We start from the raw sequence: 11,417 nt of genomic DNA on the forward strand, positions 1-11,417 counted from the left end.
GTCCCTCCCCGGGTCAGTGGACGCGATACCGCAAGAGTACTGAGTTGTCGTCCACCAGGGCGGAGAGAAGTTCGAGCTGGCGCGGGTCGATCGCGGCGCCCATCGCGACGCGCGGTGCGTCTCCGGCGATCAGCATCGGCGCGACCGTCAGGCGCAGTTCGTCCACCACGCCCGCGGCCAGCAGCGAGGCGAACAGGTGCGGTCCGCCTTCGCAGTCAATGCGGCGCAGGCCGCGCCGGGCCAGTTCGTCGACCGCGGCCCGTAGGTCGACGTCGCCGTGGCGGGGGCGCGGGCGCTGGTCGTCCGGGTCGGCCTGCAGGGCCGGGTCGCCGGTGGCCTCGTGCAGGGTTGGGTCACCTGTCCCAGCAACCAGGACGTCCGCCCCAGCCGAGGCCCACGCGGCGCGCAGTTCGGGGTCGGTCGCCGCGCTCGTGACGACGATCGTGGGCACCAGGGCCTTGGTGATCACCGGTGCGTCCGGCGGCAGCGAACGGCCGGTGCTGACCACGGCGATCGGCGCGATCGGGGCCAGCCCGTGCCTGCGCCGCCGTTCGGCGGTTTTCTCGTCCGGCCGCAGGCCCTCGAACCCCTCGGCCTGCGCGGTGCCCGCGCCGACCAGCACGACGTCGGCGAGGTCGTTGCCCAGCCGGTAGACGATCCGGTCCGCGGGCGTCGACAGCCCGCCGGAGCGGCCTTCGATGGTGATCCCGCCGTCGGCGCTCGACACGAAGTTCACCGCGAGCCACTTCGGCACGTCCGGATAGACGTAGAGCTGCTCGACGTCGGCCTCGGTGCGGTCTGAGTTTCCGGGAAAGACTTCGCGCATCAGACCGACCGTACAACGTTCGCCGGCGGCCGGGTGCCGATGATGCTGGCCACCATCTCCGCGACCTGCCGCGTCTCGCGGACCTGGTGCGCGCGGAACATCGCCGCGCCGTGCATCGCGGACACGGCGGTCGCGGCGAGCGTGCCGATGACCCGTTCGCCGACCGGGAGGTCCAGCGTTTCGCCGATCACGTCTTTGTTCGACAGCGCCATCAGCACCGGCCAGCCGGTCGCGACCAGCACGTCGACGTGCCGCAGCAGCTCGAGCGACTGGTAGGAGTTCTTCCCGAAGTCGATGCAGGGGTCGATCATGATGCCCTCACGCGGCACGCCCGCGGCGAGCGCGCGCTCGGCCAGCGCGGTCGTGCCGTCGACCACCGCGGCCACCACGTCGTCGTACACCGGCCGGAGTGCTTCGGTGCGCGGCACGAGACCGTTGGTGTGCGAGCAGATGTAGCCCGCGCCGTGTTCGGCGGCGGCGTCGAGGATCTCCGGCTCGATCGCGGCCCAGTTGTCGTTGACCAGGTCCGCGCCCGCGCGGCAGACGGCGTCGGCGACCTCGGCGCGGTAGGTGTCCACGCTGATGACCAGGTCGGGGAAGTTCTCGCGGGCCCATTCGACGGTCGGCACGACCCGGCGGATCTCCTCCGCCGCGGTGACCTCGGGGCCCTTGCCCGCGGGGACGCCGCCGATGTCGATCAGGTCGGCCCCCTCGGCGTGCGCGCGGCGGATGGCCGCTTGCGCGGGTGCTTCTTCGAAGGTCGCACCGTTGTCGTAGAACGAGTCGGGGGTGCGGTTGACGATGGCCATCACCAGGGCGCGGTCACTGGTGAGGCGACGGCCTCGGAACACGAGGTCGGGCGTATGCATGCGGTCTCCCGGGCCGGAACGAAAGATCTCGCGTGATCATAGGCGAGTTCCCGGCGGGATTACGTCCGGCAGGTGGCGGGCGGAGCGGTCCGGAGGCCACCTGCGTCCGGGCGTTCGGTCGATCCTGCGTGGTGCGGTGCGATCAGGAGGCGAGCGCCTCGTTGACGGTCAGGAACTCATCAGCGGTGCGGGTGGCGGAGAATTCGATCACGCGGTAATGCGCGAGGCGTTGCAGCACGAGCGGGTCGGTGGCGAGCACGGCGTCGAGCTTGCCGCGCAGGCACGGGCGGGAGATGATGACCTGGTCCGCGTCCTCGTTTCCTTTTCCGGAAACGAGGAACAATCCGTGCGCGAAGTGGCTTCGCAGCCAGTCCGCGTGTTCGGCCAGTGCGTAGTCGACTTCGTTTCGAGGTGCTGTGTAGGACAGCAATGCGATGTACATGACCTCAGAGTAGGACGCTTCCTCGGGTGGTGCATCCTCCTCCCGAGTGCCGTCGTGCTTCATCGAATGGTCAAGTATTCCCAATAGTTCTTTACGGATAAGCGTACTGTTTGGATTTCCGTTGCGGGGTGCGGAAAATCATGGTCCCCGGTGTTTCCGCAGGACATTCCGGACGGATGGTCAAGACCACCCCCAGTTCTGCGTGAAGCAACCGGCCAGATAGAGATCCACGCGGTCGGCGAACCGGCTCGGATCGCGTCCGGTGAGTTCGCCGATCCGGGTGATCCGGTATCGCAGGGTGTTCACGTGCAAGTGGAGCGTGGCCGAAGTCTGTGTCCAAGATCCCGAATGTTCCAGGAACGCCTTGAGCGTCGTTATCAATTCGGAACCGTGTGCGGCGTCGTACGCGAGTACCGGCCCGAGTACTTTGTCGCCGAACGTCCGGCGCAAGTCTTCCGGAACGGCCGCGAGCAGCAGCAAATGGGACGCCACTTCGTCGCCGGACAGCACCGTCGCGCGGCCCGGCGTCAACGCGGCCAGTGTGCGCGCGTGCCGGGCTTCCTGCACGCCGGCGCGCAGACCGGCGGCGTCCGCGGCCCGGCTGAGGCCGAGCGTCAACCGCGCGGACCCGAGCGCCGGTTCGATGGTGTGCACCGCTTCTCGCAACGTCTCGGTGTCGCGCGAGGAGAAAAGGCCGAACGTCTCGCCGTCGACAGTCGCCGCCAGCACCGGCTGCCCGGTGGTCGAAAGCAGTTCCTCCACCAGCACCTGCGCGAGTCCCGGACCGCCGCCGCGGACCTCGGCGGACAGCGTCGCCACCGGTTCCTGCGGCGCGAACCCGGCGGCGGCCAGCCGGGAGGTCAGCTCGCCCGGCGCGGCGTCGTCGGAGAGCACCAGCCGCAGCAGCGGTTCGGCCGCCCGGTTCTCGATCCGCCGGGCCTCGTCCACTCGGGACCGTTCGAGCCCGACCAGTGCGGCCAGTTCCTGCGCCAGCTCGCGGCGCGCGGACGGCCACTGCGCCGGATCGCCGTCCACCACCAGGAACCAGCTCGCGATCCGGTGCCCGGAGCGGCCGGCCGCGCCGAGCAGCGTGACCGGACCGTCCTGGCACGGCAGCCGTTCGGCGCGCAGGAACCTCCGCGCCAGTGCGGTGCGGCGTGCGGCGGGCAGTTCAGGTCCGCCCGCCAGCTGGTGCCCGGTCGCGCTCAGCACTACGCAGCCGGTGCCCAGTTCCTCCGCACCGGCTTTGACCAGCGCGGACAGCCCCCGGCCGGAGGTCACCGCGGCCACCAGCCGCCGGTGCGAATCGCGGGCGGGCGCTGAGCGTTCGGCCGCCAGGCCCAGGATCACCCGCTCGGCCACGGTCGCGAACGAAACCGACACCGGCACCTCGAACAACGGCAGGCCGACGCGCTCGCAGGCGGCGACGAGGTAGTCCGGCACCGGGCCGCCGACCTCGGCGGTGCCCGCTCCGAGCGCGGTGACGCCCGCGGCGGCGAGCTTGCCCACGAACGCGTCCGCGTCCGACGGTCCCGGCAGCCAGCGCATTCCGCACAGCACGATCTCGCCGCCGTCGAGGTACCGCGTCGGATCCTGCAGCGTCGCCTGGAAGACGCGGCCGAACTCGCGGTCGCGCGCCTTCTCTCCCGCCAGCAGCCGCAACCCCAGCTCCGGGGTGTCGAGCAGTGCACCCAGCCGCATGCGCGCCTCCTTCCGCCCATCAGTACCGCACACCAGAGGGGTTTGGCGGAAACTACGAAAAACCGGCCGTTCGCGCTCGCCGCTTTCGGCGGATCTGCCGTGGCCCGGGCCACGCCCCGGCAGGTGTACTCACTCGGCGAGCGAACGGAAGGGATACCAATGGCGATCGTTCTTGGCGACAACCGCTACGGGAAGGCCGAAAACCGGCTGGTCCGCGTCGACCGTGACGGTGACGAGCACCGGATCACCGACCTCACCGTGAGCGTGTCGCTGTCGGGCGACATGAGCGACACCCACCTGACCGGGGCCAACGACAAGGTGCTGGCCACCGACACGCAGAAGAACACCGTCTTCGCCTTCGCCCGCGACGGCATCGGCGAGATCGAGGACTTCGCGCTGCGGCTGGCCAGGCACTTCGTGTCCGCCCAGGGGAGCATCCACGCCGCGCGCGTCGGGATCGTGGCTCATCCGTGGGAGCGCCTGCAAGTCGGCGGACGCCCGGCGCACCACTCGTTCGCGCGTTCCGGCGCGGGCACCCGGACCACTCGCGTCACCTGCGACGGCGAGCGGGCCTGGGTGCTCGGCGGGGTGGAAGACCTGACCGTGCTCAACTCCACCGGCTCCGAGTTCTGGGGCTTCCCGCGCGACGAATACACCACGCTCGTCGAAGTGAAGGACCGGATCCTCGCCACCGCGGTGTCCGCGACCTGGCGGTACTCCGTCGAGGAGGCCGATTGGGCGAACGCACACGAAACGGCGCTCGCCACGCTGCTCGACGCGTTCGGCGGCACGCACAGCCAGTCCCTGCAGCAGACGCTGTACGCGATGGGGCAGGCGGTGCTGGAGGCCGTCCCGGAGATCGCGGAGATCCGCTTCGCGCTGCCGAACAAACACCACTTCCTCGTCGACCTCGAGCCGTTCGGCCTCGACAACCCCGGCGAGGTGTTCTACGCCGCCGACCGGCCCTACGGCCTGATCGAGGGCATCGTCCTGCGCGACGACGCCCCGCCGGCCGGCCCGGCCTGGTCCTGAAAACCGACCTCCGATCTGTTGGGAGCGCTACCGTTATGACCGTGTCCATCGATGCCGACGTCGAACGCGCCTGGCTCGCCGAATGCGTGCGGATCGCCGAGAAGAACGTCGCCGACGGCGGCGGCCCGTTCGGCGCGCTGGTGGTGAAGGACGGCGAGATCGTCGCGACCGGCGTCAACCGGGTCACCCCGTCGCTCGACCCGACCGCGCACGCCGAGGTGGTCGCGATCCGCGCGGCCTGCCAGGCGCTCGGCTCGTTCAGCCTGGCCGGGTGCGTGCTCGTTTCCTCGTGCGAGCCGTGCCCGATGTGCCTCGCGTCGTCGCTGTGGGCGCGCGTGGACCGCGTGCTGTACGCGGCCGACCGGGACGACGCGGCCCGCGCCGGATTCGACGACCGGGCGTTCTACGAGCTGTTCGAGCACCCGCGCGAAACGTGGCAGACCCCCGTTTCGCGAGTGTCCACACCGGATCATTTCGCCCCGTTTTCCGCCTGGCTCGGCCGATCCGACCGGATCGAGTACTGAGTCTCGGCGAGTGCTGAATGCCGGTCAGAATCGGCTTCAGCGTCCACCGCCCCACCCCACCGGGCCACCATCCCGGTGCTGACCGGAGCACCAGAAAAACGCAAACGTCCCGCCGTCCCGCCCCTTGCGTGTGCCAGGGGTGCGGTGCGGCACACCCACCGGCAAGGGGAGGACGCATGACCCAGGTACGCCTCGACGAAGCGGTGACCTCGGCTCCCGGACCGCAGCGCAAGTCCATTGTGGAGCGACTGTTCGAAATACGCGCTCGCGACACCTCGGTAGGCCGGGAAGTACGCGGCGGCATCACCACTTTCGTCGCGATGGCCTACATCGTTTTGCTCAACCCGCTCATCCTCGGCGCCTCCGCCGACATCACCGGCGCGAAACTCAGCGCCGCGCAAGTGACCACGGCGACCGCGCTCGCCGCCGCCGTGATGACTGTCCTCATGGGACTCGTCGGCAACGCGCCGCTCGCGCTCGCCGCCGGACTCGGCATCAACGGCATCGTCGCGTTCCAGATGGCCCCGTCGATGACGTGGGCGCAGGCCTTCGGACTTGTCGTCCTGGAAGGCGTCTGCATTGTGCTGATGGCGGTCAGCGGCGTCCGGGAACGCATCATGAACGCGATTCCCGGGCCGCTGAAAACCGCGATCACCGTCGGCATCGGGCTCTACATCGCGCTCGTCGGACTGGTGAGCGCCGGGTTCGTGACCCGTATTCCGGACTCCGCGCACACGACCGTCCCGGTTCGGCTCGGGACGGACGGGCATCTGTCCGGCCTGCCGCTCGCGGTGTTCTGCTTCGGCCTGCTGCTGATGACCGTGCTGATGTCCCGGAAGGTGCCCGGCGCGGTGCTGATCAGCATCGCGGCCGCCACCGTGCTTGCGGTGGTGCTGCACGACGGGTTCGGCGTCGGCGACTGGGGGCTGACGACGCCGACACTGCCGCATTCCGTGGTGGCGGCTCCTGATTTCGGGCTGCTCGGGCACGTCGACCTGTTCGGCGGATTCGCCAAAGCGGGTGCGCTCACCGCGACGATCTTCCTGTTCACCCTGGTGCTGTCCGGGTTCTTCGACGCGATGGGCACCATCACCAGCGTGTCGGCCGAGGCCGGGCTGTCGAAGAACGGCCGGGTGCCGCGGATGGGCCGGATCCTGTTCGTGGACGGGGCGGGCGCGATCGCGGGCGGGATGTCCGGCTCGTCGCCGAACACCGTGTTCCTGGAGTCCGCGGCCGGCGTCGGGGAGGGCGCGCGGACCGGGCTGGCGAGCGTCGTGACTGGACTGCTATTCGGGGCGACCCTGCTGTTCACGCCGATCGCGGGCATCGTCCCGGCGCAGGCCGCCGCGCCCGCGCTCGTGGTGATCGGCGGGATGATGGTCGCGCAATGCCGCAACATCCCGTGGAACGACCCGGATTACACGATCCCGGTGTTCCTGACGGTCGCGCTCATTCCGTTCACCTACTCCATCACCAACGGCGTCGGCGCGGGCCTCATCGCGTTCGTGCTGATCAAGACCTTCCGCGGGAAGTGGCGTGAAGCGGGGTGGATCCTCACTGTGCTCGCGCTCGTGTTCACCGTCTATTTCGGAATCGACGTGGTGAAGGCGATCCTCTAAAAGAAAGGGACCGACATGCCTCTGATGTTCCTCAACGGCGGCGCGATGCGCGGCGAACCCCTGCACCACCTGCTCGACGGCGCTCCACTGGTGGCCGAAACGACCACGGCCGCGAAGTACCGGTTCTATTCGGTAGGCGGGCAATGCCCGGCGCTGGTCCCGGTAGCGCACGGCGGCGCGGCGATCTCCGGCGAGGTTTACGACCTCACGCTGGACCAGCTGCGCGACCGGGTGCTCCCGTCCGAACCGCCGGAGCTGGAGCTGGGCGTGATCGAACTGGCCGACGGCAGTTCGGCGTTCGCGATGCTGCTGCGGCGTCCGCAGACCTCGCACGTGCAGCTGCGGGACATCACGGAAATCGGCGACTGGCGAGCGTTCAAGGCCGCGGCGTGACGGTTCTGGTGGCTCCGGACAAGTTCAAGGGCTCGCTCACCGCGGCGGAGGTCGCGGAGGTGGTGGCTGCGGCGTTCGCCGAGGTCGCGCCCGGTGTACCGGTGCGGCAGCTGCCGGTGGCGGACGGCGGCGACGGAACCGTCGCCGCCGCTGTCGCCGCCGGGTTCCAGCGGGTTCCGGTGCGGGTTTCCGGGCCGACCGGCCGCCGGATCACCGCGTACTACGCCCTGCGCGGGACGGTCGCCGTGGTCGAGCTGGCGGAGGCGTCCGGCCTCCACCGGCTGCCCGGCGGTCGGCTGGAACCGCTGACTGCCTCGAGTTACGGCACGGGCGAGCTGATCGCCGCCGCCCTTGCCGCCGGCGCCACGCAGATCGTGCTCGGCGTCGGTGGCAGCGCTTGTACGGACGGCGGGGCCGGATTACTGACCGCGTTGGGCGCGCGAGTGCTCGACGCTTCCGGTGCGCCGCTTCCTCCGGGCGGTGCGGCGTTGGCCGAGTTGTCCACAGTGGATTTGTCTGGACTGCCCGAAGTGGACATTGTCTTGGCGTCCGATGTGGACAACCCGTTGCTGGGTGTGGATGGCGCTGCCGCGGTGTATGGACCGCAGAAGGGCGCTGGGCCCGTCGAGATCGCGTCGCTGGAACGCGGGTTGACTCGGTGGGCCGAAGTGTTGGGCTCCGCGCACGCCACCACCCCGGGCGCCGGCGCGGCAGGCGGCGTCGGGTTCGGTGTCCTCACCGGACTCGGCGCCCGTATTCGGCCGGGTATCGAATTGTTGCTGGAGCTGCTGGGTTTCCCTGCTGCCGCACGTGATGCCCGGCTTGTCATCACTGGTGAGGGATCGCTGGATACCCAGTCACTGCACGGAAAAGCGCCGGTGGGCGTTCTCCGGGCGGCGGGCGGTACCCCGGTGGTCGCGTTGGCCGGCCGGTGTCTGTTGTCCGCGCCGGAATGGCGGGCGGCGGGGTTCGCCGGGGTGTATGCGCTGACCGACGTGGAACCGGACGAGCATCGGTGTGTGGCCGATGCCCGTGCGTTGCTGCGGGACCGGGCCGCGCAGCTGGCTCGGGATTTCAGCCGAGCAGTACCTGCCTGACGTGGTCGGAGAGGGGGAGCTCCGTCGCGTCCGCGGGGGTCAGCCAGCGGTGGTCGTCGTGTTCGGCAGGGTTGAGCTGAAGGTCGCCGAGGAAGTCCGGATGCGCGTCGTAGTAGGCGGCGTGCACGGTGAACGGTTTGCCGGTGCGGTCCGGCCAGGATTGGCGGGCCCGTTCCTTGGCGAGCCGCACGCGCAGTCCGGTTTCCTCGGCGACTTCCCGCACCGCGGTGGTCTCCGGGGCTTCGCCGGGTTCGACAGTGCCGCCGGGGAATTCCCAATGCCCGCCTAGGAAAGTTCCGGGGGCTCGGCGGATCAGGAGGATGGTTTCGCCGCGGGGGAGCAGGACGTAGGCGAGGTGTTTGTCGTTCATGCCGCGCCTCCGTTGGCGACTAGGATTTGGCCGTTGACCCAGCCGCCTTCTGGGCCGCACAGGAAAGCGACCAGACCGGCGCAGTCGCGTGGGGTGCCGATTCGGCCCAGTGGGGTTTGTTGGGTGATTGCTTCGCGCAGGGGGTCGGTGATCCAGCCGGTGTCGGTGGGGCCGGGGTTCACTGCGTTCGCTGTGATGCCTAGGTGCCCGAGTTCTCCGGCCGCGGCCAGGGTGATGCGGTCTAGTGCGCCTTTGCTTGCGCCGTAAGGCAGGTTGTGCACCACGTGGTCGCTGGTCAGCGTGATGACACGGCCTGCGCCATGTGGTCCTCGGTAGCGTTGGGCGAACTCGCGGATCAGTAGCCAGCTTGCTCGGGCGTTCACAGCGAAATGCCGGTCGAAGCTGTCCACTGTGGTGTCGAGCAGGCTGGAATCGACCGATTCGCAGTGTGCGAGAACCAGTGCTTGGACGTCTCCGTCGATCTGGTCGAACAGCCTCGCCGGGGTTTCCGGGTCGGCTAGGTCGGCTTCGATGCCCTGGACGGTTTCGTCAGCGCCCCAGGGCATCCGGCGGTCGTAGTCGGACCAGTACGTGGTGACGACGTTCCAGCCGTCTTCCCGCAGCCGGGTGGCGATCGCGGCACCGATTCCGGCTTGCCTGCCGACGCCGGTGACCAGAGCGGTTTTCCTATTCTTCAATGGCGCTGTCTTTCGCACGGAGGTGCTGCCGGAACGTGTAGGCCGGGTCGCTTTCCCGGTGAGCCAGGAATTCGCTGAACCGGACCTGCTCGCGCAGAGTAACGCCGTCGCGGATCTTCGCTGCCTGGCGGTGTTCGGTGTCGCGGATGGATTCGGCCAGCCGGAACACGTCGTCGGCTTGGGCGGCTGGGACGAAGAGGACGCCGTCGTCGTCGCCGAAGACCAGGTCGTCGGTGGTGACCGTCCATTCGCCGACGGTGGCGGATTCCAGGGCGCCGGCGGCGCGGTCGTCGAGGTGCAGGGGGCCGGTGGAGAGGGAGCCCAGGCTGTAAACCGGGAGGCCGATTTCGCGTAGTTCGGCGGTGTCTCGGTGCAGGCCCCAGATGACGATGCCGGATAGTCCGGCTGTGGCTGCTTCGGCGGTGATCAGGTCCCCGACGCAGCTCTCGTCTAGGCGGCCTCGGTTGTCCGCTACCAGAACGTCGCCTGGTTGCGCGGAGGTGAGGGCTTCCAGGAAGACGTCCACGCTGCCGGAGTGGCGGGCGGGCAGAACTCGTCCGGCCAGCTTGCGTCCTGGGAGCACTGCCCGGGTTCCGGCCGGCGCGCACCGGACGGACAGGCGGGCGCGCAGGCAGCCGTCGGCCAGGTGGGCGGTGGTCAGGGTTGCGAAACGTTCGGTTAGTTCGGTGTGGTTCATGCTTCCCGCCCTTCGTGCGAACTGCTTCACGCTAGCGGGAATCCGTGCTGAGGGGCGCCGGTTTATCCGCCGGGTGCTTCGGCCGCCAGTTCCTCCTGGCTGGCCGCCCACGACGCCAGGAGGGCGAGGCCGTCCGCGGTCGGCGTGCCGGTGGGGGCGGTGTAGACGTTCAGGATCAGGCCGGGTTCGGAAGGCAGGTCCATCGACTCGACGTCCAGGTCGAGCTGGCCCACGACGGGGTGGTGCAGGCGTTTGCGTCCGGACCGGTGGAGCCGGACGTCCTGGGACGCCCACTGCTGCCGGAACAGTTCGCTGCGGGTGGACAGCTCGCCGACCAGGGCGATCAGGTCCTCGTCGTGCGGGTTGCGCCCGGCCTCCATGCGCAGCTTCGCGGCCACATCGCGGGCGACCCGGTCGTAGTCGACGAAGAACGTTCGTGCCGCGTCGGGATCCAGGTACACGAACCGCGTGGTGTTGGCCGGGCGTCGCGGGTCGGCCAGCACTGGGGAATACAGCGCGCGGGCTAGGCGATTCGTGGCCAGCACGTCGTAACGGCCGTTGCAGATCCACGCCGGGGCGTCGGTGATGGCGGCGAGCACCTGCTGCAGCGCCGGACGCACCGTCGCGGCGGGCCGACGACGGCGCGGGCCGCTGGATTGCCGGGCGAGGTGGAACAGGTGGTCGCGCTCGGCCTCGTCCAGGTGCAAGGCGGAGACCAGCGCGTCGAGCACCCCCTCGGAGGCGCCGGCGAGGCTGCCGCGCTCCATCCGCACGTAGTAGTCGACCGAGACCCCGGCCAGCAGCGCGACCTCCTCGCGACGCAGGCCTTTCACCCGACGATTGCCGCCGTAGGCGGGCAGCCCGGCCTGCTCGGGCGTGATCCGCGCACGACGCGAACTCAGGAACTCCTTGATCTCAGTGCGCAGATCGATCGTGGCCACCTCCTCACCGTAAGCCTTGCCCGCGGATGGAGGGAGGCCCTGCCGGTACCCCGCACGAGACTTAGGCCCGATGCCAAGGTCGGCGAAATACCCGCTTGAGGCCCGCCGTCTCCGCAAGTCCGTGAGGGGAACCCTGAGGGACTCTGATTCCCTCAGGGTTCCCCTCACGGACCACAAACCCCGCTCCCGCGGCCCACCACACCCATCA

Annotated in this window: 13 protein-coding genes; 5 read left to right on the forward strand and 8 right to left on the reverse strand. The window is 69.6% G+C overall.

Annotated elements, in window-relative coordinates; all coding sequences use genetic code 11:
• Window positions 1-13: 13 nt before the first annotated feature.
• The 4 genes from ABZX37_RS43760 to ABZX37_RS43775 form a co-directional block, all read right to left on the reverse strand.
• Window positions 14-826, reverse strand: coding sequence for a pyrimidine reductase family protein (locus ABZX37_RS43760; RefSeq protein ID WP_354750053.1), 813 nt, complete (start codon window positions 824-826; stop codon window positions 14-16).
• Window positions 826-1,695: a dihydropteroate synthase gene (gene folP, locus ABZX37_RS43765; RefSeq protein WP_354750055.1), complete on the reverse strand. Its 870-nt coding sequence runs from the start codon at window positions 1,693-1,695 to the stop codon at window positions 826-828. The genes ABZX37_RS43760 and folP overlap by 1 nt, the downstream gene beginning before the upstream one ends.
• A gap of 142 nt (window positions 1,696-1,837) precedes the next feature.
• A complete protein-coding gene (locus tag ABZX37_RS43770) occupies window positions 1,838-2,137 on the reverse strand; it encodes a hypothetical protein (RefSeq protein WP_116198492.1) in 300 nt (99 codons plus the stop codon).
• Window positions 2,138-2,317: 180 nt separating this feature from the next.
• Window positions 2,318-3,838, reverse strand: a complete 1,521-nt coding sequence (locus ABZX37_RS43775; protein WP_354750057.1) for a helix-turn-helix domain-containing protein — start codon at window positions 3,836-3,838, stop codon at window positions 2,318-2,320.
• A gap of 159 nt (window positions 3,839-3,997) precedes the next feature.
• Here ABZX37_RS43775 and pucL point away from each other — a divergent pair, with 159 nt between their 5' ends.
• From pucL to ABZX37_RS43800, 5 genes are all read left to right on the forward strand, one after another.
• On the forward strand, window positions 3,998-4,870 hold the full coding sequence (pucL, locus tag ABZX37_RS43780) for a factor-independent urate hydroxylase (protein ID WP_354750059.1): 873 nt from the start codon (window positions 3,998-4,000) through the stop codon (window positions 4,868-4,870).
• Between the two features lie 35 nt (window positions 4,871-4,905).
• Window positions 4,906-5,394: a nucleoside deaminase gene (locus tag ABZX37_RS43785; RefSeq protein ID WP_354750061.1), complete on the forward strand. Its 489-nt coding sequence runs from the start codon at window positions 4,906-4,908 to the stop codon at window positions 5,392-5,394.
• 176 nt (window positions 5,395-5,570) lie between these two features.
• On the forward strand, window positions 5,571-7,013 hold the full coding sequence (locus ABZX37_RS43790; protein WP_354750063.1) for an NCS2 family permease: 1,443 nt from the start codon (window positions 5,571-5,573) through the stop codon (window positions 7,011-7,013).
• A gap of 15 nt (window positions 7,014-7,028) precedes the next feature.
• Entirely contained in the window at window positions 7,029-7,406 is a 378-nt protein-coding gene (locus ABZX37_RS43795; RefSeq protein ID WP_009082380.1) for a gamma-glutamylcyclotransferase, read from the forward strand.
• Window positions 7,403-8,503: a glycerate kinase gene (locus ABZX37_RS43800; protein WP_354750066.1), complete on the forward strand. Its 1,101-nt coding sequence runs from the start codon at window positions 7,403-7,405 to the stop codon at window positions 8,501-8,503. Before ABZX37_RS43795 ends, ABZX37_RS43800 begins: the two co-directional genes overlap by 4 nt.
• On the opposite strand, the gene ABZX37_RS43805 is transcribed toward ABZX37_RS43800, so the two are convergent.
• The 4 genes from ABZX37_RS43805 to ABZX37_RS43820 form a co-directional block, all read right to left on the reverse strand.
• On the reverse strand, window positions 8,481-8,873 hold the full coding sequence (locus ABZX37_RS43805; RefSeq protein ID WP_354750068.1) for an NUDIX hydrolase: 393 nt from the start codon (window positions 8,871-8,873) through the stop codon (window positions 8,481-8,483). The genes ABZX37_RS43800 and ABZX37_RS43805 overlap by 23 nt on opposite strands.
• A complete protein-coding gene (locus tag ABZX37_RS43810; RefSeq protein ID WP_354750070.1) occupies window positions 8,870-9,571 on the reverse strand; it encodes an SDR family oxidoreductase in 702 nt (233 codons plus the stop codon). Before ABZX37_RS43810 ends, ABZX37_RS43805 begins: the two co-directional genes overlap by 4 nt.
• A complete protein-coding gene (locus tag ABZX37_RS43815) occupies window positions 9,561-10,268 on the reverse strand; it encodes an RraA family protein (RefSeq protein ID WP_354750072.1) in 708 nt (235 codons plus the stop codon). The genes ABZX37_RS43810 and ABZX37_RS43815 overlap by 11 nt, the downstream gene beginning before the upstream one ends.
• A 62-nt stretch (window positions 10,269-10,330) precedes the next feature.
• A complete protein-coding gene (locus ABZX37_RS43820; protein WP_354750074.1) occupies window positions 10,331-11,209 on the reverse strand; it encodes a helix-turn-helix transcriptional regulator in 879 nt (292 codons plus the stop codon).
• Window positions 11,210-11,417: the final 208 nt, after the last annotated feature.

Source organism: Amycolatopsis sp. NPDC004079, assembly GCF_040610415.1.
GTDB lineage: Bacteria > Actinomycetota > Actinomycetes > Mycobacteriales > Pseudonocardiaceae > Amycolatopsis > Amycolatopsis halotolerans.